This window comes from Salsuginibacillus halophilus, from assembly GCF_003014715.1.
In the GTDB taxonomy this organism is placed as follows: Bacteria; Bacillota; Bacilli; order Bacillales; family Marinococcaceae; genus Salsuginibacillus; species Salsuginibacillus halophilus.
Genome location: NZ_PYAV01000003.1, coordinates 132,823 through 154,029, shown reverse-complemented (window position 1 = coordinate 154,029; position 21,207 = coordinate 132,823). Strand labels below are relative to the sequence as shown.

Annotated in this window: 16 protein-coding genes; 2 read left to right on the top strand and 14 right to left on the bottom strand. The window is 45.2% G+C overall.

The features are described from left to right. Positions 1 to 49: 49 nt before the first annotated feature. The gene (locus B0H94_RS03545) at positions 50 to 304 is read right to left on the bottom strand and encodes a DUF370 domain-containing protein (protein WP_106587867.1); all 255 of its coding nucleotides are present in this window, start codon (positions 302 to 304) and stop codon (positions 50 to 52) included. A 172-nt stretch (positions 305 to 476) separates the two neighbouring features. Here B0H94_RS03545 and recU point away from each other — a divergent pair, with 172 nt between their 5' ends. Together recU and B0H94_RS03535 are read left to right on the top strand one after the other, a co-directional pair. Beyond that, positions 477 to 1,073, top strand: a complete 597-nt coding sequence (gene recU / locus B0H94_RS03540) for a Holliday junction resolvase RecU (protein ID WP_106587866.1) — start codon at positions 477 to 479, stop codon at positions 1,071 to 1,073. An 81-nt stretch (positions 1,074 to 1,154) separates the two neighbouring features. Then, positions 1,155 to 3,824 (top strand): transglycosylase domain-containing protein, encoded by a 2,670-nt coding sequence (locus B0H94_RS03535; RefSeq protein ID WP_106587865.1) that lies wholly within the window; start codon positions 1,155 to 1,157, stop codon positions 3,822 to 3,824. A gap of 134 nt (positions 3,825 to 3,958) precedes the next feature. Here B0H94_RS03535 and B0H94_RS03530 read toward each other — a convergent pair whose 3' ends face one another. The 13 genes from B0H94_RS03530 to bshA all read right to left on the bottom strand — a co-directional run bounded on the left by B0H94_RS03530 (position 3,959) and on the right by bshA (position 21,195). Continuing rightward, positions 3,959 to 7,525, bottom strand: a complete 3,567-nt coding sequence (locus B0H94_RS03530) for a dynamin family protein (protein WP_106587864.1) — start codon at positions 7,523 to 7,525, stop codon at positions 3,959 to 3,961. Positions 7,526 to 7,552: 27 nt separating this feature from the next. Further along, entirely contained in the window at positions 7,553 to 8,197 is a 645-nt protein-coding gene (gene nth / locus B0H94_RS03525; RefSeq protein ID WP_106587863.1) for an endonuclease III, read from the bottom strand. A 20-nt stretch (positions 8,198 to 8,217) separates the two neighbouring features. Further along, on the bottom strand, positions 8,218 to 8,916 hold the full coding sequence (locus tag B0H94_RS03520) for a DnaD domain-containing protein (RefSeq protein ID WP_106587862.1): 699 nt from the start codon (positions 8,914 to 8,916) through the stop codon (positions 8,218 to 8,220). A 114-nt stretch (positions 8,917 to 9,030) separates the two neighbouring features. Beyond that, positions 9,031 to 10,320: an asparagine--tRNA ligase gene (gene asnS, locus B0H94_RS03515; RefSeq protein WP_106587861.1), complete on the bottom strand. Its 1,290-nt coding sequence runs from the start codon at positions 10,318 to 10,320 to the stop codon at positions 9,031 to 9,033. Positions 10,321 to 10,337: 17 nt separating this feature from the next. Further along, positions 10,338 to 11,519 (bottom strand): pyridoxal phosphate-dependent aminotransferase, encoded by a 1,182-nt coding sequence (locus B0H94_RS03510; RefSeq protein WP_106587860.1) that lies wholly within the window; start codon positions 11,517 to 11,519, stop codon positions 10,338 to 10,340. A 137-nt stretch (positions 11,520 to 11,656) separates the two neighbouring features. Next, positions 11,657 to 12,136, bottom strand: coding sequence for a PepSY domain-containing protein (locus B0H94_RS03505; RefSeq protein WP_106587859.1), 480 nt, complete (start codon positions 12,134 to 12,136; stop codon positions 11,657 to 11,659). A 209-nt stretch (positions 12,137 to 12,345) separates the two neighbouring features. Then, positions 12,346 to 13,206 (bottom strand): ComEC/Rec2 family competence protein, encoded by an 861-nt coding sequence (locus tag B0H94_RS03500; RefSeq protein ID WP_106587858.1) that lies wholly within the window; start codon positions 13,204 to 13,206, stop codon positions 12,346 to 12,348. 53 nt (positions 13,207 to 13,259) lie between these two features. Continuing rightward, positions 13,260 to 16,064 (bottom strand): ATP-dependent DNA helicase DinG, encoded by a 2,805-nt coding sequence (gene dinG / locus B0H94_RS03495; RefSeq protein ID WP_106587857.1) that lies wholly within the window; start codon positions 16,062 to 16,064, stop codon positions 13,260 to 13,262. A gap of 16 nt (positions 16,065 to 16,080) precedes the next feature. Beyond that, entirely contained in the window at positions 16,081 to 16,956 is an 876-nt protein-coding gene (gene panC / locus B0H94_RS03490) for a pantoate--beta-alanine ligase (RefSeq protein WP_106587856.1), read from the bottom strand. Beyond that, on the bottom strand, positions 16,953 to 17,795 hold the full coding sequence (gene panB / locus B0H94_RS03485; RefSeq protein WP_106587855.1) for a 3-methyl-2-oxobutanoate hydroxymethyltransferase: 843 nt from the start codon (positions 17,793 to 17,795) through the stop codon (positions 16,953 to 16,955). The genes panC and panB overlap by 4 nt, the downstream gene beginning before the upstream one ends. Positions 17,796 to 17,945: 150 nt before the next feature. Then, entirely contained in the window at positions 17,946 to 18,929 is a 984-nt protein-coding gene (locus tag B0H94_RS03480) for a biotin--[acetyl-CoA-carboxylase] ligase (RefSeq protein ID WP_106587854.1), read from the bottom strand. Next, positions 18,926 to 20,059, bottom strand: coding sequence for a tRNA nucleotidyltransferase/poly(A) polymerase-related protein (locus B0H94_RS03475; protein WP_106587853.1), 1,134 nt, complete (start codon positions 20,057 to 20,059; stop codon positions 18,926 to 18,928). The genes B0H94_RS03480 and B0H94_RS03475 overlap by 4 nt, the downstream gene beginning before the upstream one ends. Next, positions 20,059 to 21,195, bottom strand: a complete 1,137-nt coding sequence (bshA, locus tag B0H94_RS03470; RefSeq protein ID WP_106587852.1) for an N-acetyl-alpha-D-glucosaminyl L-malate synthase BshA — start codon at positions 21,193 to 21,195, stop codon at positions 20,059 to 20,061. The genes B0H94_RS03475 and bshA overlap by 1 nt, the downstream gene beginning before the upstream one ends. Between the last annotated feature and the right edge of the window lie 12 nt (positions 21,196 to 21,207).

Below are 21,207 nucleotides of genomic sequence, written 5' to 3'. Positions count from 1 at the left end.
CATCTTTATTGAAAGCGCCAAATGAAGACAACGCGTCATTCTATATATGTTATTCTTCCTCGTCTGTTGTATGAAGCCGTTGTGCTACAGTTTCAGGCTGAATCGCAGAGAGGATGACATGATCGCTGTCAGCTAAAATAATGCTGCGCGTTTTCCGGCCGTTTGTCACATCAATCAACATCTTCCGGTCGCGCGCTTCTTGAATCAATCTTTTTGTCGGTGCAGAATCTGAGTTGACAATTGATACAATCCGTCCTGGCGGCATCATATTGCCAAAACCTAAATTAATTGGCTTTTCATTCATTCTATCCCTCACTTTCTCGAACTAATAATATCATAACACGTACCTACCTAACGTTGTCTATGACAAGGGTTTTGCTTGCAGCATAGGTCAATCGAAGGTTCTTTTTGTCGAAACGATATGCTAGTATATACGATTGAGGTTGCACATATATTGACATGATAAAGGTGATGCTATGGCATTTCGGTATCCTAACGGCAGACGTTACAATCAAAGCAGCCAGCAAGGACGTAAAAAAGAAAACTATAACAATCGCGGCATGCGGTTTGAAGAAGACATTAATTCTTCAATTAACTATTACCGTGAAACCGGACGCGCGCTTATTCACAAAAAGCCAACACCTGTGCAGATTGTATCTGTTGATTATCCAAAACGAAGCGCTGCCAAAATCACAGAGGCCTACTTCCGACAGCCTTCAACGACAGATTATCAAGGGATTTATCGCGGTATGCCTGTTGACTTTGAAGCAAAAGAAACGAGATCACATACCTCTTTTCCGTTAAAAAACTTGCATTTGCATCAAGTAAAACACCTTGAAGAAGTAAAAGCGCATGGTGGGCTGGCATTTTTACTGCTTCGCTTCGGTGGTGAACAAGCAATGTACGTCATTGATGCAGCCCATGTTATACCGTGGTATTATGATCAATCTGAACGAAAATCTTTAACAAAACGTTATGTGGCTTCTCATAGTTGTATCGTGCCTGAAAAACTCCAGCCGCGCTATCCATTTCTTGATGCGGTTGACGAACTTTATTTTACAAATGATTCATAAAGCGTAAAGCAATGTGTAACCTTTTTAAAGCTCTGGCGTCTAACAAGTTGGAAAGTGTAAATATAGAAAGGACGAATGACAATGGCGAACGAGTATAACAGCCGGACAGAACGCCGGCGAGCTCAAGAATCTGGAAAATCAAAACAGAAAAAAACGAACAATACATCAAATAAACGAGGCTGGCTTAAGAAAACACTGATCGCTTTTCTTATTCTTGGCATCATCGGCATCGTCGCCGGTGGAGTTACCGCTTTTGCCATCATCCGTGATGCACCACCATTAGATGAAGACGAACTCGTTTTCTCTGAAGCTGCCGAATTTTATGATGCAAACAATGAATTTGTTACACAGCTTGAAGGAACAGAAAACCGAAGTCTTGTTGATATTGAAGAAGTACCTGAAGATGTAAAAAATGCATTTATTGCGGTCGAAGATGAACGGTTTTACAGCCACAGTGGTGTCGATGTACGCCGTGTATTTGGCGCAGTATTTGCTAATATAAGTGAAGGCTTTGGTGCTGAAGGCGCCTCCACCATTACGCAGCAGCTCGTAAAGCATGCTTTCTTGTCACCTGAGCAGACGATGAGTCGAAAACTTCAGGAGCAGTGGCTTGCCATTCAGCTTGAACGTGAATATTCAAAAGATGAAATATTAGAGATGTATTTAAACGCCATCTGGCTCGGCAATGGTGCTTACGGTATTGAAAAAGCTGGAGAAACTTACTTTTCTAAGTCTGTTGAGGAGCTTTCAGTCGAAGATGCTGCGGTGCTCGCTGCGATCCCTCGACGCCCTAGTTATTACGATCCGATTGCAAACACCGAAAACGCTGAACAACGCCGCAATTTAATTTTAAATATGATGCACGAGCAGGAGCTAATTGACAGTACTTCACTTGAAGAAGCACAAGCAGTCTCTTTAGAAGAACAGCTCAACGTTGATACTTCCGAGGAGGGTATGGTATATCAATCATTTATCGAGCATGTACAAAATGAACTTGAAGACATTCCAGATATAGAGTCTTCTGATTTATACAATGCCGGACTTGAAGTATATACCACCTTGGACCCAAATGTGCAGGAAACAGCGGAAACCGTTATTCAAACAGATCAATATATTCAAAATTACCCTGATCATGAGAACCACCAAATCGGGATGACGTTGATGGATACGAATAGCGGTGCAGTCCGGGCGATTGTTGGCGGTCGTGAGCCATCCGAAGTTCAACGGGGAACGAACTATGCAACGGCCCCGGTCGGTCAACCTGGCTCAACTGCGAAACCTTTAATCAGTTATGCACCTGCCATTGAAACTGAACAAATGCCTTCAACCGGTACAATTATCGCCGATGAAGAAATGACTTATGAAACGCAAGACGATGTACCTGTGACCAACTTTGATAACAATTACCTAGGCGATATGACGATGCGCGAAGCTTTAATTCGTTCGCGCAACGTACCAGCAGTAAAAGCCATGAATGCAGCAGGCCGCGAAGAAGCTGAAAGGTTTGCAGAAGATATTGGATTTTCTTTTGAATCCTTTAACGAATCGTATGCCCTTGGTGGATTTGATAGTTACGTGTCTACAAAACAAATGGCTGGCGCCTACGCTACCCTTGGTAACGGCGGACGTTATAATGAACCTTACGCCGTTCGTAAAATTGTCTTTCCTGATGGCAGAGAAATGACACTTGAACACGACAGCGAACCCGCTATGCAAGATCATACCGCTTATATGGTTACGGATATGTTGAAAGATGTTTTCCAATCTCCTGGCACAGGTACAGCGGCAAATGTTCCTGGACTCCCGATGGCAGGAAAGACTGGAACGACAAACTTTAGTCAAGATGAACGTCAAGCAAATAACATTCCAGCTGGTGTTGCGCCGGAGACGTGGTTTGCCGGCTACACAACCGAGTACACGGCTGCTGTATGGAATGGCTTCTCGCAACGTGGTTCCGGCTATTTAGAACGAGGTGCACAGCGACAAATTCCACAGGACATTTTCCGGCATGTGATGGAGGACATTCACCAAAACCAACAAACCGAAGATTTTGCTCGCCCTGATTCAGTTGTTGAGCTTGAAATAGACAGTTCAACCGGTTTGCTGCCAGGTCCACTTACGCCATCAGATAATGTCATCAGCGAGCTGTTCATCCGTGGTCACGAGCCTTCCGAAGAAACCGAGGCAGCAGAACTTGATCCAGTCAGCGGTTTAACCGGGAGCTTCGATGAAGATACGGATCAAATTACAGTCACCTGGGATTATGATGCTGCAGTAGAAGATGTTGAATTCCGTATCTCACACAGCACTAATGGCGATGAACCGCAACAGATTGATGAACAGTCAGAGATGCAGTTCTTGCTTGAGGAACCTGAACTTGATACGACCCACACATTTGAAGTTACTGCCTTTCTTCCAGGCGAAAATTTAGAAAGCAGTCCGGCATCTGTTGAGATTTCAACACCTGATGAAGACGCCATCGAAGAAGACGACGAGGATGATGAAGATGAAGATGAAGATGAGGATGAAGATGCGACTGAAGAAGAGGATGAAGATGGTGTAGAAGAAGAAGAACCAGATCCTGAAGAAGCACCAGGTGAAGCTGAAGAAGAGAATAACAATGGCGCAGAAAACGGAAATGGCCCTCCTGAAGACACACCAGGAGAAGGTCCGCCTGAAGATGATGAAGATGATACCGAGGATGAAAATGACGAAGGTGAGAATAGCCTAGAAGATGAAAATGAAGAATAAATGAAGCGCAGCATTAAAAAGAAGGGACTCTCCCAACAGAAAGAACCGATCATCTTTTTTTGATGATCGGTTCTTTTTGTTTTGTATGTCAATGTTATATAAGCATACATATAACAAGTTGACCCTTAATTGCTTCACTTTTGTAAATGAACCACTTGCGTCTTTTCTTCAAGAAAGCGCTCATGTGCATCTGCATTGTGCATCGCTTGCAGCTGGGTACGTTTATGATTCCAGGCTGAAAGCATTTTTTCTTTTTCATGCTGTAAAACGTATTGTTCAAGCGCTTCTAGCGACTGCAGGAGTTGATGACTAACTTGTTGCAGCCAAGTATGCAGCCGTTTCGTTTCTGCTTCTATGACCGCATCTTTTAACGACGCACGGCCACCTTGTTCAAAAAACTGCTTCGGAGAAGCAAAATAATCAAGCCATCCATCGTTAATCATGGACGCAGGAAAGGCCGGCACATCCCGCTTTATAACATAAGCTTCTGTTCTCCCAGAGGGCGCAGGTGCTTGAAGATTTTTTAAATCTACAGCTTGCAGCATATGCTGCAAGGCGCTTACTTTTTCTTCGACGGCTGCTTCTAAACGAAGGACTGTAGCTTCAACTTCCTGACGGGCAAATTGTTCAACTGTCGTCTCCCAATCATTTAAAGCAGACCGAAGCTGGGCTTGGCCATTTTTTTTGCTTTTGGCATCGATGGCTGCAGGATTAATGGTGTAATTGTAATAGTCATTCATTACAAAGATTAAACGGTTTTCTAAATAATGCACAAGCTGAGCAGCATCTTCTTGAATTCCGCTGAACAATCCGGTAGCTGATTCGTTTTGCACGTGCGCTTCAGCAGTTTCAATTTCCTGTTCAAGAGCTTGTAAATATGCGCTGCGCTCGGCTTCAGGCTGGGTAAACAGCGGCTCTGCATCACTTAGTGCCTGCTGCCAACTCGTAAGCGATGCTTGAATCTGACGGTAGCTCGCCTGCTGCAGCTCGATTAAAAGCTCGTCTTCCATATGCGTTTCAAACTGGGCAAAATTCGAATTCGTTTTCAATTCGTTTTTCTGCTTAGCTGTTAAATGATCTTTACTCGCCACAGCAAGGACATTAGGCTGTTGTAAATCATTTGCGGAAAGCTCTTTTGTCACATGGCGCACAACTTTTTCAAGCTCTGCTTCTGTTTGTGCTAAATCTGCTGCATTGATGAAAAAATAAAACGGAAAGTGCGGACGCGTTTTTTGCACACTTGCAATTTGTTGTAAAAAATACTCATCTGCTTTTGAGAAAGCGTGATGATAATACGTGACGTAAAAGATGGCGTGTGAAGCGCGCAACTGTTCAAAGGCAACATTTGTATGCCGTCCGTTAATTGAATGAACCCCCGGCGTATCAACCCATTCAATTCCGCTTTGTGTCCAGTACGTGTCTACATACACATCGACATGCTGGAGCATACAAGCACTTAATTCATCTGCCGCAATAGTTTTCATTTCATCTAAAGCAACAACCCTGGACTCGCCCGGCATAAATACTTGTTTTGACAGCGCAGTTTTTAGTGCACGTAAATAGTCAATATACGCCTGTTCACGGGTTGTAACACCTTCAGCACGCTTTAAATCAGCTTTAAGAAGCTGTTTAATCTCCATGGGACGACCAATTGCTGTGGAGACGCTTTTCACTTCCTCCTGCAGCATTTCTTCGGGCTTTACGAACAATTCTGCTGTTCGGTCCGGTCGTTTTTCAGTAGGTGCTTTCACTGTTTGAACAACTGCAGTCGTCGGATGCGGTGAAACCGGAAGGACATCTTCGCCGAGCAGTGCATTAATAAAACTAGATTTCCCGGCACTAAAAGCACCAAAGAGCGAAATGGTATACGTTTCTTCTTCGAACTGTCGGATCGTTTGATAAGCCTCTTCTGCTTCTTCGGGTAATAATCCGTTTGTTTTATATGTCTCTGCAGCTTGCTTTACTTGCTCAATCCATAAACGGTCAATCTTTTCATAAGCACTTCGTTCAAAACGAGGTTGTTGTACTTCTTCTTCAACAACCATTTCTTTTGTTTCAATGTGTTCAGGCATCCAACCATCACTCACCTGAAAAACGTACGCAGGTACTTTCGTGTTCATAGCTTCGCGAAGGCGCTCAGGAAATTGAGAAGCATCTTGTGCTTTTAGCCACTCGGAAACTGCAGCCTGTTTTTCATGAATCTGTTGCCGCGCAGATTCAACTTGAGCTTCAAGCGAAGCACGCTCAGTCTCATCAAGCTGAGCTTCATACAACGGCGCCAAATCTTTTTCAAAAAGGGTTTCCCACTGTTTCAAAGCTTCTTCGGCAATTGGTTCTACTTGCTGTTTGACCGCACGAATGATTTGTTGCCTAAGCTCATCCAAAAACGTATAAACAAACTGACGACTAATTTGATCTGTGTTTACAAGTGGTGCCAACCACGTTTGATCCACTTGTACGTTTACTTCGTTCATTTCTGTCTCAATTTCTTTTTCTTGTTCAGGATGTTGTTGAAAAGGCGCTTTTAACAAACTTCGCAAATGATACAACAGCTCCCGGTCAATATGGTGCTGCAACTCTTGAAGCAGTAAGTTTTCACGCCGGTCTTTTTCTTCAGCCGTCTTTTTTTTCTTTTGAAACCATCCACCTGTTTTAAACCCTGGCATTTGTGCTTCAAGCCAGTCACGGGCTGCTCCAGTAACTTGATTAGACATTACATTTGCATTTTGATATAAATGCTTGCGATCCTTTTCCCAGCGAGCCTTTTCTTCTTCAAATGCCGATTTTCTTTCAGCAATTTCTTTTTTCGTTTCTTCATGTGCATGAAAACGTCTAGCATCTTCAGGCGGGAGCACATCTTGAACAGCAGTTAAATGTTCTTCTTTTAATTCTTCTAGGCGAGAAGCTGCTGCACTAATTTGCTGATGAAACATCGCTTCATTCAAAAGGTTTGTCCCTTGATAAAGCAAGCGCTTTAAATCCTGTTCCAGCGCCTGCATTTGATTAGCCGGATGTGTTGGTTCATAAACAGACGTGTAATAAACTTCAAGCGGCTCAAGCTGCCACCGGTTAAGCATTTCTTTAATACCGTTATGAAAAACTTCAAACCTAAGCTCATTCTCTTGATGTTTATCAATTTGATTAATCACAAGTAGAAACGGTGTTCTTTCTCTAGCAAGCTGAGCAAGAAAGCGTAAGTTTGTTTCTGACTGCACGTGATTGTAATCGGTTACATAGACGACGAGGTCTGTTTCATTGAGTGCATCGCGTGTTAAACGTTGATGATCCGGATCGGTGGAATCCACACCCGGCGTATCCAGAAGCCGAGCCTTTTCATCTAAAAATGGCAGCGGCGCTTGAATGTAGAGATGTTCAACTGAACTGCCGTCTGTGCCAAGGTCAAATAAATTGACAGCTTCTTCTGTGTCAAAATGGTGGGTGCCTTCCTTCGTCTCAACAGCTACGTGAAAATCGCCATAAGCTAAGTGAATGACATTTGCACTTGTCGGGATCGGACTAGCAGGCAGCAGCTCGCGCCCGATAAGCTCATTTAACACAGAGGATTTCCCTGCAGAAAAATGACCGCAAAAGGCAACGCGGAACGTAGGGTCTGCAGTTTTTCTCTCGATCGCCTGCAGGCGTTCATCATCTGCAGCGAACGGTAGTTGGTGTAGCTTGTGTAACGTGTCTGCGGTTGTCATAATTCATCTCCTTCTTTAGCTGAAAACTTAAGCTTTCATCCGCTTTTGGCCTTCGCGACATAAGTGAAGCAACGGACACTCCGGACAAGCTGGATTTTTCGCTGTACAATGATACCGGCCGAAAAAGATGAGCTGGTGATGTGTTTTTGACCAGCGCGCCTCAGGAATTTTTTTCATTAATGTTTCTTCAACCTCTTTGACAGAATCTTTCCACCTACAAATACCAAGCCGCTTTGACACCCTTTCAACATGCGTATCTACAGCGACTGCCGGCACATCAAAAGCAACTGATGCTACAACGTTCGCTGTCTTTCGGCCAACACCGGCTAAAGTTTCAAGTTCTTTGACAGTCCCAGGTACTTCCCCGTGAAAGTGATCGATTAGTGAGCGACATAGTTTCTGAATATTTTTTGCTTTGCTGCGAAATAAACCAATCGAGCGAATATCTTGCTCAAGCTCTTCTTGAGAAACATCTAGAAAATCGGCCGGGGTTTGATATTTTTTAAACAAACCCGGAGTAACTTTATTTACAAGCGCATCTGTACACTGAGCAGACAATACCACCGCAATAAGCAATTCAAAAGCGTTATTATGGTGAAGTTCACACGCTGCCTCTGGATACATCTCATCGAGCGTATCGAGAACTTTATGAATTTCTTTTTTCGTAAGCATCTATTTCACGCCTTCTAAAATTAATCCTGTTCTAACCAATTGTATGTTGGGTACTTCGGTGCTGCTGCTGTCTTTTCTGACTCCGGCCGTTTCCTAGTCCGGAACTTACTGCTGTGAGCCCGGGCTTGTGCCACCGTTTGTATATTGTTTTTCTGCCACTCAAATAAAATTTTATCAATATAGCGTAAGTTTAGCTTACCCGAAATGACCGCTTCTTTTAAAGCTTCTTGAATCAATTGAAAATCGTAACGATCCTGGTCTATCCACATCGAGATCGTTTCACATTCCATTGGTGATAAAGGGCGGCTGAATTCTTTTTCAAACATCTCATACAACTCGCGTTCACCGGCTGCTGCAGCTTCATCTTCTGCTGTGTTTGTCTCAAAAGTCATTGCAGCAGCTATTTGTTCGTATAACCCATCAAGCGTGTAATATTCGTATCTGACGCCGCGTTCATCCTGCTTTTCTTCGATCGATAAGTAACCGCGTTGCATCAGGCGTCGCAGTTGATGCATACACGTTTCCACAGAGACTGCCATGCAGCTGCTGATCTCTTCCGGCGTCGGGAAGTTTCTTCCCTCATCTTGAAACCGGTATACATGTAAAAGCAGCATCATCTCCTCATCTTTTAAGCCGATCGTTTTATAATAATCCAGCATAAACTTTGGCACAGCGAGTGCTTCCTGCTTTAGTAGATTCACAATTTCTTGTTGTTTCATTTCGACAACACCTCGACTGCCATTATATCATGAATCATTTCTAAGATTGATCCCTGCCGAATGAAAAAACGGATGCAGATGTTGGATATCTGCATCCGCTTTCCCACCTAATATTTACGGATATAACCGGTTTAAAAGGCGTGGAAAAGGTATCGTTTCGCGAACATGTTCTGTTCCTGACAGCCAGGCGATCGTACGTTCAAGTCCGAGCCCAAAACCTGAGTGCGGCACAGATCCGTAACGGCGCAAATCAAGGTACCAAGCATAAGCTTCTGAAGATAAACCTTCCTTCTCAAGGTTTGCTTCCAACAAGCTTTCATCTGCGATCCGCTGACTTCCTCCAATAACTTCACCGTAACCTTCTGGTGCAATTAAGTCAGCACAAAGAACAACTTCGTCATTTTCAGGGTCCGGCTCCATATAAAACGGTTTAATTGCTTTTGGATAATGTGTAATAAACACCGGCTTACTGTAATGCTCTGCAATCGCAGTTTCTTCAGGACTGCCGAAGTCATCTCCCCATGTCACATCAAAACCCTGCTCCTGCAGCCAGGCGACTGCATCTGTATATGTGATCCGTGGAAACGGGGCTTGAATGTTTTCGAGCTTGGATGTATCACGTTCAAGCGCAGCCAGGGCCTGCGGGCAGTTTCTCAAGACGCTTTCTGCAATATATGTGACATATTGTTCTTGAATTTGTAAGTTTTCTTCGTGCTCAACAAACGCCATTTCCGGCTCAATCATCCAAAACTCAATTAAATGACGGCGCGTTTTTGATTTTTCCGCGCGAAACGTTGGGCCGAATGAGAAGACACGGTTGAAAGCAAGCGCTGCAGCTTCCATATACAACTGACCAGACTGAGACAAATAAGCATCCTCATCAAAATATTGCGTGTGAAACAAATTTGTTGTTCCTTCCGGGGAACTGCCGGTTAAAATTGGCGGGTCAACTTTTGTGAATCCTTCTTGATGGAAGAATTCATATGTGGCGCGGATCACTTCATGTCTAATCGTTAAAATCGCGTGCTGTCTCGGCTGACGAATCCAAAGATGGCGGTGGTCCATTAAGAATTCTGTTCCGTGCTCTTTTGGCGTAATCGGATAATCTTTAGCTTTATGAAGCACTTTTAAACCTGTCACAGTAATTTCATAGCCTGATGGAGCCCGGTCATCTGCTTGAACAGTACCGGTGACATACAAAGCACTTTCCTGTGGAAGGCTCTTCGCTTGTTCAAATGTACTTTCATCTACTGCACTCTTCACAACAACACCTTGAATAAAGCCGGTGCCGTCTCGTAATTGTAAAAAAGCAATCTTACCACTCGAGCGCTTATTTGCAATCCAGGCACCAATTGTTACTTCTTGATCAACAAAGCGCCCGATCGTCGAAATCGTCGGTTTCACGTTTTTTCCCTCCTTGATCAGCTGTGATTATCAATAAATCGCTGGATACGTTTTAACGCTTCTTCTAAAACATCAAGCGACGTTGCGTAACTTAAGCGTACATTTTCAGGACTGCCAAAGCCAGAGCCCGGCACGAGCGCAACTTTCTCTTCTTCAAGCAACGCTGTCACCCAGTCATCAACAGATGAAAAGCCGTTCATTTCCACCGCCTTCTGTACGTTTGGGAACAAGTAAAATGCGCCTGCCGGCTTCACGCACGTTACGCCCGGCAGCGAGATGAGCTGTTCGTAGACGCGGTCAAGCCGGTCTTCAAACGCTAGACGCATCGTTTCAATTTCTTCGGTTACTTCTTCATAAGCACTAATGGCCCCAAACTGTGCCGGTGCAGTTGGGTTTGAGGTTGAGTGGCTTGCCAAGTTCGTCATTGCTTGAATGAGAAATTTCGGACCTGCTGCGTAGCCGATCCGCCAACCTGTCATTGAATGTGACTTAGAAACACCGTTAATAATCACCGTTTGATTTTTTAAAGCTTCAGACTGCTCAGCAATTGATGAATGCGCGCCACCGTGGTACACAAGTTTTTCGTAAATCTCATCAGAAACGATTAATAAGTTAAGTTTAAGTGCTGTCTCACCTAATGCTTTTAACTCTTCAGCTGTATACATCGTACCTGTCGGGTTGCTTGGCGAATTAATGATAACAGCTTTCGTATTTTCAGTTGCAGCTTCCTCAAGCTGCTGTGGGGTTAATTTAAAGTCGTTTGCTTCGCTTGCTTGTACAACAACTGGTTCACCGCCGGCTAGTTTTACCTGTTCCGGATAGCTGACCCAGTAAGGGGCCGGAATAATAACTTCTTCACCCGGGTCAAGCAGTGCTTGAAACAACGTGTAAAGGGCATGCTTTGCACCGGAACAAACAATAATCTCATCGATTGCATATGTAAGCCCTTGGTCTTGCTTGAATTTCTTTGCAATCGCTTCTCTTAGTTCCGGCAGGCCGCCTGCAGCTGTATATTTTGTATGACCTGCGTGCATCGCTTCTGCTGCACGTTGAATAATCGTTTCAGGTGTATTAAAGTCAGGCTCACCGGCACCTAGACCTAACACATCGTGACCTTCTGCTTTCAATGCTTTCGCTTTTGCTGTAATTGCAAGTGTTGACGAGGGTGTTAGCGTTGCTACGCGTTCTGCTAAGTTCAAAATCATCATCCTCCTCATCGCACAATGTGCGATTTTCTAGGTATCAAACGTTACTGCTCATACTTAAGTTTACGAAATGCGCTGAACAGTTGCAACCGGCGAGCGTAATAAATGACGAAATAACTTGTTTTCTATTCTTATGAAGACCGCTCACGATTTAACCGGTACCGTTTGATGCGTTCACCATTTTCAGCATCGTAATAATCGAACCCGTACCTTCCGTCATTTAAATCGTATGTAACTTCAAAAACCGGAACGTTGTCGTAACCGAGTCGGATTGAACGAAGGCTTGTAGTTTCATTTTGTTCAGTAAAAACCTCTCGAATTTGACTGCGTGAAAGCAGCTCGTCTTCATCAACTTCGGCGAGCACACCGTCTTCAAAAGTGAAAAAGAATAGCTGCGCTTCATTTTCATCTGAAATGGTGTAAACCGTTTCTTCACCACGGTAAACATCATGCACTTCACCATGGCTCATTTCAGTTTCAGCAAGTACTTCTCTTAAAGCTGCTTCTTCTGCTTCATACTCTTCATTAATGATTAAATAATAAAAATAAGTAAGTCCAGCTGTTGTGATTAAAGTAAATACGATTGCAAACGTTATGATCCACTTCCCCATGTACGTACCTCCATAAATTTGACTTTCGTCTTTTAACAAAAATAGGAGAAGTGCGCGGATTTTAACGGGAATGATGAACAGAAGTTTTGCCATGCTAAACATATAATCATCCACCGCAGCACCTGTGTTGAGCCATCCGGTCTACAGGCAGTCTGAGGGCATTATTTTCTGCCTATTGCCCGCTACTGATCAACCTGGATGGCTTTTTTTTATGACGATTGTGCCGTTTCAACAGGCGGCAGCGTAAACGACTCATAACTTGTGCCCTTCCATTTAAAAGAAACAACACCTTCCCGACCTGCCTGCCGTATATCCACCCAGTGGTCCTCAAGCCGCTCAAGCAATGCTTCATCGGCTTTATGATCTTTTTGCAGAAACACGACGGCTACTTGAGGATCAACTTTCTCTAAAAACGGCGGCCATGCACCAAACGGCGTACCAAAGTCCCCTACTTTCAACAGCGTTGATTTTAAGTTCATTGACTTCGCAAGCTGCTTTTCAACTTCTGCATCGGCTGTGCCCATATATAAAAGTTGTTGCCCGCCCGCTTGAAAAGCAATCACAAGGGTGTCTTTGACCACACCTTCTTTTCCTGCAAATAATACTTCAGCTTGTAAGTCAGGAAATAACGGCCACTCATCTCCATTTTCAACTTCAACGAGATGCAGCTCTTCTCCGAACGAACCTGCTTTTAAGCGCTCGATCATACCGCCAGCAGCAGCGATTTCTTTCACATGGTATTGTTCAACAACTTGTTCAACCCCGCTTGCATAAGCTTCGCCGGGATGTGTAATGATTAAATGGTCAATCTCTTCAACATTAAAAACTTCAAGTTGATGCTCTAAGGCGGGCCAACTTGCTGGTCCGCCTGTATTAATTAATACATGACGGTGATCAGCACCTGTAAAAAGCGTCGCTTCTCCGTCAGGAAGATCAAAAAATGAAACGAGATGTTCACCTTCTTCAAGCTGAACTTGCAACGTAACCTGCTCAAGTCCTGCTTGTTGAACTGCTTCATCCCCACAACTAACTAAAAGTATAAGTCCGATAAACCATACACATGCACGCAAGCTGAAGCCCTCCTTTAACATTACAGCTATAGCGTACGTCCATGGTTTTCGTTTTATGATTGTCTATGCTTATGCAAAAAATCCTCTGCATCGTGAAGTACTTCATCTGTTGTGGCTGCTTTCACCGACACATTTGACAGGGAGCGGAGAAAATCCCGGCCATAGCGCGCTGTCGTAATTCTGTGATCGAGTACAAACACGACACCAAAGTCATCAGCCCGGCGAATTAACCTGCCAAAGCCCTGTCGGAAGCGGAGAATCGCCTGTGGGAGCGATAACTCACGGAAAGGGTGACCTCCGGCAGCTTTAATTTCAGCAGCGCGTGCTTCCATTACCGGATCGTTTGGCGGGCTGAATGGCAGGCGTACAATTAACAACCCTGTTACGTACTCACCAGGTAAATCTACACCTTCCCAAAATGTGCTTGTACCAAGCAGGATGCCGCGCTCATGCTGCTTAAACGTTTTCAGCAGCTTTGCCCGGCTGCCGCTTGTTACTCCTTGCCCGACTGGAACGTACGGGCCTTCTTCAGCATATACTTTCAATATATCATACGTTTTTTTCAACATATCAAATGAGGTGAAAAGGACAAGCATCCGGCCGTTAACCGCTTCAGCTGCCAAGTGTATAAACTCCGCAGTCCGCTCAATAAATTCAGCCTCTTCTACATCTTTAATACCCGGCATATCAACTGGTACGTAAAGCCGCGTCTGCTCTTCATAAGCAAATGGCGACGGCAACTTGAGACAGTCTGGATCAAAATCGCTTAATCCGAGCTGCTTTTCGATATAATGAAATGAATCTTTAGCTGTCATTGTTGCTGAAGTTAAAACGACACTTTCTTTTTTACGGAAAAATGTATCTGCAAGTAAATCAGCAACCTCTACCGGACGTTCGAACAGCGCAACGGCATTTTTTGCACCGCGGCTTTCCGCTTCCATCCAACTGATATGATCTGGCTCTTTTTCTAAAATTAAGGCGTGCAGCGTCTTTTGCAGCTCCATTAAATCTTTCACAAGATTACTTACATGTGTGTACAATCGATGCTGTTTCACAGCAGCAGCTACAGCTTTTTCATAAGCCTCAGTTTCCTCACGAACGTGCAGATCAAGCCGGTGCACAAGTTCTTGAATCGGCTGCCACACATGAAGCGGCTCATTAGAAGCATCAAACGGCACGGAACGGCGGCCGATGTCTGAGTGCTTCCGTGTTGACTTTTTCATGCAAAAATCATGGAGCAGGCGAAACAACTCATTCCATTCTTGATCAAGCTTTTCTGCACCTTTCTGCCGGTTTTTCAACCAGTCTTGATCAACAGCTCCATCTTGACGAAGTGCTTCGAATACGGCAGAAGCAAAACCATCTGCCTGCTCCGGCTCAAGACGGTGCAGCCAGCGTTTAAACGCTTGATAATCAATATCGCGTCCAAAAAAGCGGCTCGCAGATTCCTCTAAATGGTGCGCCTCATCAATAACAGCGTACGCATAGGCCGGGAGTACTTGGTGCTCTTCTGTTAAGTCTGTGAGCAAAAGTGCATGGTTTGTCACGATTAAATCAGCTTTTTTAGCTCGTTCGCGGGCCCGTTGATAAAAACAACGGAAAAACCACGGACACTCCGGACCGCTGCATGAGCCAGGTTCAGATTTCACTTCATCCCAAAAACGTCCAGGACCGCCTGGTAAATTCAATTCTTCAACGTCTCCATAGTCCGTTTCAGTTAGCCAAATAACAATTTGGGCAAGGGCGAGTATATCTTCAGCTGAATGTTCAAGCGGAAACGTCAGCTTCTGTTCAAGTTTTTGTAAACATAAGTAGTGGTTGCGTCCTTTTAATAACGCACTTTTCACCGGTACAGGAAACGCTGACTGTAAAAGCGGGAGGTCTTGATACATCATCTGTTCCTGAAGCGTAATCGTTTCTGTAGCAATAACGACAGGTTCTTTACTTTCTTTTGCATGTACCGCTGATGGGTATAAATAACCAAGGGTTTTTCCGGTACCTGTTCCTGCTTCAATTAACAAGTGCTCGTTCGTTTGAAAAGATTGATACACCCGTTCAGCCATATCAACTTGTGCCGGACGGTATTCAAAAGAAGATACATTTGCAGCAAGGCTGCTTTGATCTCCGAAAAAATGAGCAGCATGAAAGTCAACTTGTTCTTCATGTTCAACAACCGAAGTGTCGGTTTTTTTTAATGCTAGCTGCCGGTAAATATCATAAGCTTTGTCATCATTTTGCCGCCAGCCGGTCAGTTTTTTACGAATTAAATCAGATACGAGCGGTTCAAGATCACTTTCAAAGCCTGCAAGCAGTTTTTCTAGCTGCTGCAGCGTAACAAGCGGCAGTTGATACATTTTTTTGCGCATTTCAATCCAAAGCTCAGCTGTGACATACGCATCACTATCCGCCTGGTGCGGTCGATCATGATCTATCGCAATATTTTCAGCAAGCATATTCAACCGGTAACCTTCAGCTGTTGGAAACAATATACGAGCGCATTCTACAGTGTCGATCACCGGACCTTGAAACGATGTGTAACCTGCGGCTTCTAATTCCTGGTTTAAAAAGCGAAGATCAAACGCCGCATTGTGCGCCACAAAACAAGCCCCATCGAGCAGCTGTAATACATCAGGTGCGATCTCTTGAAACAACGGGGCATCCGCAACATCTTCTTCTGTAATTCCGGTTAGCTCCTGAATAAACAGTGGTATCTCACTTTCAGGGCGAACGTTTGAGGCGTAAGTTTCAATTACTTCGTCATTTTGTACGACGGCCGCACCGATTTGAATAATTTGATCGCCTTTTTTCGGTGCATTGCCGGTTGTTTCTACATCAATTATCACATAACGGCGGTTCATTTTGTTCACTCCTGCCTTAAGCCTTGAACTGCGCTGTTCCTTCGTTATCCGGCCACGTAAAAATGAGATTGTCAATTAAACGTGCATGCCGAAACTTCAACGCAGCTGCAAGAATTACGGTTTTACCGGGAGCTATATCTTTTGTAAGCTCCGGATACGTTAACAGCTCAACATAATCCACCGAACCGCGCGTATGCGTCGTTAAGTGTTCGCAGGCTGCAGCTTCAATCATTTCAGCACTTATACCAACGCCAGCTTGAGCGCTCGCTGTATAAAGTGCTTGATAAAGTTCAGGCGCTTCCTTCCGCTCTTCAATTGTTAAATTTTCATTGCGGCTGCTTTTGGCTAAGCCGTCCGCTTCACGTACTGTCGGCACACGACCAATTCGTACACGGCTGTTTAAGTCATGTACCATATTTTCAACAAGGGCAAGCTGCTGGGCATCTTTTGTGCCAAAATATGCAGTGTCCGGATCAATAATATGAAACAGCTTCTGTACGACTGTGAGCACACCATCAAAGTGCCCCGGGCGGCTCCGGCCGCATAAAACATCCGTACCTTGTGCCGGTAGAACGCGGACCGACATGGAACGTGGATACATCTCATCAGCCGAAGGTGCAAAAATGACTGAACCGCCGGCTGCTTTCGCTGCTCGTTTGTCAGCTGATAAATCGCGCGGATACGTTTCATAATCCTCGCCGGGAGCAAACTGCAGCGGATTGACGAAAATGCTGACGACGACAATATCGTTTTCTTCTGCTGCCGTTTCAATCAGCTGCTGATGACCTGCATGAAGAAAGCCCATTGTCGGGACAAAGCCGATACGTTGTCCGGATGATTTTGCTGTTTCGGTATAGTGTGTCATTTCCTGGATCGTTTCTATCACCTTCATGATTCTACCCCTTTATACAAACGTCCGGCTACGTCTTCATTCATTTGAAATGTATGCTTCTTCTCTGGAAATGCACCGGATTTCACATCTGTGACATACGTTTCTACAGCTTCAGCCACCGTTTCATAAATGTTTGCATACGTTTTAACAAACTTTGGTACATGCCCCGTTCCGAAGCCGACCGCATCATGAAATACTAGTACCTGCCCGTCTGTATGGGCTCCAGCACCGATACCGATCACCGGAACACTCACGTGTTTTGTCACTTGTTCAGCAAGCTGCGCAGGAATGCACTCGAGTACAATAGCGAAAGCCCCGGCTGCTTCAAGCGCTTCTGCATCTTTTAGCAGCTGCCTGGCAGCCTCTTCTTCTTTCGCCTGCACTTTAAAGCCTCCAAGAACATTGGCATGCTGCGGGGTAAGACCAAGATGACCCATGACCGGAACGCCGCCTGCTGTCAAACGTTCAGTAAGCTGCATAACTTCTTGAGAGGCTCCTTCAAGCTTGATTGCATGTGCGCCGCCTTCCTGCATCACCCGATAAGCTGCACGCATGCTTTCAGCAATATCCATATGCGCTAGTAAAAACGGAATGTCTGTCACGACAAATGTATCTTTTGCTCCGCGCCGCACCGCCCGTGTATGAAGCAGCATATCCTCAAGGGTGACAGGAACAGTTGAATCGTATCCGTGAATCACCATGCCGGCTGAATCACCGACTAAAATTAAGTCAATACCGCCTGTTTCTACAACAGCAGCGCCTGGTGCGTCATAAGCTGTCATCATTGCAATCTTTTCATTGTTTTCTTTCATCGCTTTTAAGGTTACCGTGGTATGCATCGGTTCCTCCTTTTCTGTTTTAACCCGCTTGAAAAATTGTGCTAGACTGCAGCGATCATTTATCATTTCTGCGGGTGAACTTTAACTTTAATATTTCAGTGTGCTGTGCCGTTCATATAGATACAGCCGGCACACCGCGTCGGTTTCATTTTACGAATCGGAGCGGGTAATTTCAACATCAGCGCTGTAAATTTTATGAATCGTGCCTGTTTCATCACGAAGCAAGAGCATCCCCTCTTCGGTAATGCCTTCAGCCTTTCCGGTAATTGTACTTGTGGCCGACCTTGCTGTAAGTTCGCGGCCGATCGAAACAGCATAATGCTCCCACGCCGCTTTGATCGGGGCAAAACCTTCATGGATGTATGTAACATACCAGTGCTCTAGACGAGAATAGACCGCTGCTAAAACTTCTGCACGGTTATAAGTTTCCCCTGTTTCTGCCCGAAGCGATGTAGCTATATTTTGAAGCTCTTCAGAAAAATCTTGCGGTTGTTGATTAATGTTCATCCCTACGCCGATAATTACAGCTTGAATCCGGTCTGGCTCGGACTGCATCTCAGTTAAAATGCCGCATGTTTTCCGGCCGGAAAACAAAATGTCGTTCGGCCATTTAATTTCAGGCGTAACACCAGTGACATCTTGAAAAGCTTCACACATAGCGACTGCAGTGACAAGCGTAAGCTGCGGCGCTTGATACGGCATGACATCCGGCCGGAGAATGACACTTGTATAAATCCCATGTTCCGGCTCGGAATAAAACGGGCGTCCGAGGCGACCTTTCCCTTTTATCTGACGGTCACTTACAACAGCCAAGCCTTCTTTAGCCCCGGCCTGCGCTTTCGTATGAGCAATATCCTGGGTAGAACTCACTTCAGGTTCGTAAATAAGTTCACTCCCGAGCCACGCTGTTTCAAGCCGTGCATGAATTTCTTCGTGCGATAAACTGTTCGGTGATGAAATGAGCTGATAGCCTTTACGGGGCACGGCTTCAATCTCATAGCCTTGTTTGCGAAGCTCTTCGATGTGTTTCCATACCCCCGCCCTTGAGATGCCGAGCGTTTCACTTACATGCTGACCAGACAAATACTGTGGATAAGCTTGGCGCAGCAGCTTTAAAAGTTCATCCCGCTTCATGTCCATTCCTCCTGTATAAAAGCTTCAACCGCTTCTCTTTCCAACTGCAACCGGTTGTTTAGCACTTCTTTTTCAACCGAGCGCAGCACATCTTCGATCCACGCACCTCCAGAGCGGTTGCACAACTTCATCAGCCGTATTCCATCCACCGGTAAATCTGCCCTGGTTTGAATCGGAAGCTTGTGGTACATATATTTAAGCTCGCAATGGTCATAAGCAGCCCCAGGGGTTCGGACCCGAAGCCAGTGTTCAGCTGCTTCAACTAACGACCATCCCGCTTGATATAACGTTTCAGCTGTCCAATCATTTACCTCACGCCAAAGCACCCAGTCGATTAACCGAACCGTGTTTTGAACCTCCTGCGACGGTCGGGCAAGATTTTTTAGCCCGCGCCGCGTTTCTTGTGAGCTGCAGTTAAGACTCCACCAAATGCCCGGCCAGTTCGCCCAGAGGCTTAGAGATGGATCAACGCCTTCATAATACGTGAATGCGACACGCTTGTTTTGCTTTAAAAGCGAAGCAAACACACCAGAGTGCGCCATTTGTTTTAACGCCGCAACTGCATAAGGGGAAGACAATAGTTTTTTCCACTCTTCTCCCACCCGTTCGGCTGCGACTTGGTCAAACCAAGGCAGCTGCTTCTGTACAGCTGATGCAAGTTCTCTTGAGAATTGAAAATGATAAACTGCCTGAAAACGAAACGCACGCAGCAGGCGAAGTGGGTCTTCTTCTAGCCGGTCACTGCAAGCACCGGGACACGCTAACTTCCGGCTTTGAATATCAAACTTTCCATGAAACGGATCATAAATCGTGCCGTCGATGAGGATTGCCATGGCGTTCATTGTAAAATCCCGGTGCGCTAAATCATCTTTTAATGTCCCATCTCCTTTGTAAGGCGTTACTTCATAAACCGTGCCGCAAGCTTTTACGAGCAGACTTTCAGTTTGACGCCCCACCCGTCTGGCGCTTGGAAATACGTCTACTAAAGATGAAACTTCGGCTTTTGCTGCAATATCTACATCTTTTGGTGTTTGGTTCATCACTTCATCACGGACCGCACCACCGACAACCGCCGCCTCAATCCCGGCTTTTTGAAGCTTGTCAATAATGAAACGTGCGCCTGCGTCCATTATAGAGCCTCGCTGTCCACGTTAAGCTGTCGTTCATAAATCGCTTCATACTGTGAAACCACCACTTCAGCAGAAAATACGTTCACTGCACGGTCCTTTGCCCCGGCGCCCATCAATTCAGCTTTGTTAGGTGAGGTTAATAACTCCAGCGTACACCGGGCTGCTTCTTCTGCCGCCCCAAGCGGAACAATATAGCCGGTTTCTTGATCAACAATAACTTCCGGAATCCCGCCAATGTTTGTCCCGACAACCGGAACGCCTACAGCCATCGCTTCTAACGCAGCAAGCCCGAAGCTTTCTTTCTCCGACAATAAAAGCATGACATCTGCAAGTTGTAAAAGCTCAGGCACCTGGCGTTGACTGCCGAGAAACAATACGTCTTCTTCAAGGCCGCGGGCAGCCGCTTCATCCATAACAACCGAGCGCTCAGGTCCATCACCGATCAATAACAATTTCGCTTTTTGTTTCTGCCGGACCATGTGAAAGGCTTCGAGTACATCCGGGGTTCGTTTCACCGGCCGGAAGTTAGACATATGCACAATGACAGCCTCGTCATCTTGAATCCCAAACTTCGCTTTATTAAGCGGCTGCTCAGTGAAATCATATAACCGTGGATCGACGAAGTTATGCACCGTTTCAATCGGCACTTCTGTATGAAAAATATCCTTTGTTTGTAACGCTAAGCTGTCCGACACGGCCGTGACTGCATCCGAATTGTTGATCCCGTAGCGAATAACACTTTTTAAAGACGGATCATCTGCTAGTACGGTAATATCAGTCCCATGCAGCGTTGTGACAACTTTCACCGGGTGCCGGGCCATATCTTTTGCAAGCTTGGCACATACAGCGTGGGGCACAGCGTAATGAACGTGAAGTACATCTAGCGATTCGTGATCAATCACTTCCGCCATCTTACTAGCAAGTGCTAAATCATACGGCGGGTAGCGAAAAACTTGATAATGATTCACTTCAACTTCATGAAAATAAATGTTTGGGTCGACATGCTCTAAACGAAACGGCAGGCTAGAAGAAATAAAATGCACTTCGTGTCCTCGCTCTGCAAGCATTTTTCCAAGCTCTGTTGCCACAATACCGGACCCGCCGATGGTTGGGTAACAAGTAATACCGATTTTCATTAGCTCACCTAC

Excerpts from the sequence above, each read along its gene's own strand:
- nth (WP_106587863.1), bottom strand. The coding sequence starts at position 8,197 with ATGCTTACGAAAAAAGAAATTCATAAAGTTCTCGATACGCTCGATGAG.
- B0H94_RS03535 (WP_106587865.1), top strand. The coding sequence starts at position 1,155 with ATGGCGAACGAGTATAACAGCCGGACAGAACGCCGGCGAGCTCAAGAA.
- B0H94_RS03545 (WP_106587867.1), bottom strand. The coding sequence starts at position 304 with ATGAATGAAAAGCCAATTAATTTAGGTTTTGGCAATATGATGCCGCCA.
- B0H94_RS03475 (WP_106587853.1), bottom strand. The coding sequence starts at position 20,059 with ATGGACGCAGGCGCACGTTTCATTATTGACAAGCTTCAAAAAGCCGGG.
- dinG (WP_106587857.1), bottom strand. The coding sequence starts at position 16,064 with ATGAACCGCCGTTATGTGATAATTGATGTAGAAACAACCGGCAATGCA.
- B0H94_RS03520 (WP_106587862.1), bottom strand. The coding sequence starts at position 8,916 with ATGAAACAACAAGAAATTGTGAATCTACTAAAGCAGGAAGCACTCGCT.
- B0H94_RS03505 (WP_106587859.1), bottom strand. The coding sequence starts at position 12,136 with ATGGGGAAGTGGATCATAACGTTTGCAATCGTATTTACTTTAATCACA.
- B0H94_RS03530 (WP_106587864.1), bottom strand. The coding sequence starts at position 7,525 with ATGACAACCGCAGACACGTTACACAAGCTACACCAACTACCGTTCGCT.
- B0H94_RS03480 (WP_106587854.1), bottom strand. The coding sequence starts at position 18,929 with ATGAAGCGGGATGAACTTTTAAAGCTGCTGCGCCAAGCTTATCCACAG.
- panC (WP_106587856.1), bottom strand. The coding sequence starts at position 16,956 with ATGAAGGTGATAGAAACGATCCAGGAAATGACACACTATACCGAAACA.
- recU (WP_106587866.1), top strand. The coding sequence starts at position 477 with ATGGCATTTCGGTATCCTAACGGCAGACGTTACAATCAAAGCAGCCAG.
- bshA (WP_106587852.1), bottom strand. The coding sequence starts at position 21,195 with ATGAAAATCGGTATTACTTGTTACCCAACCATCGGCGGGTCCGGTATT.
- panB (WP_106587855.1), bottom strand. The coding sequence starts at position 17,795 with ATGCATACCACGGTAACCTTAAAAGCGATGAAAGAAAACAATGAAAAG.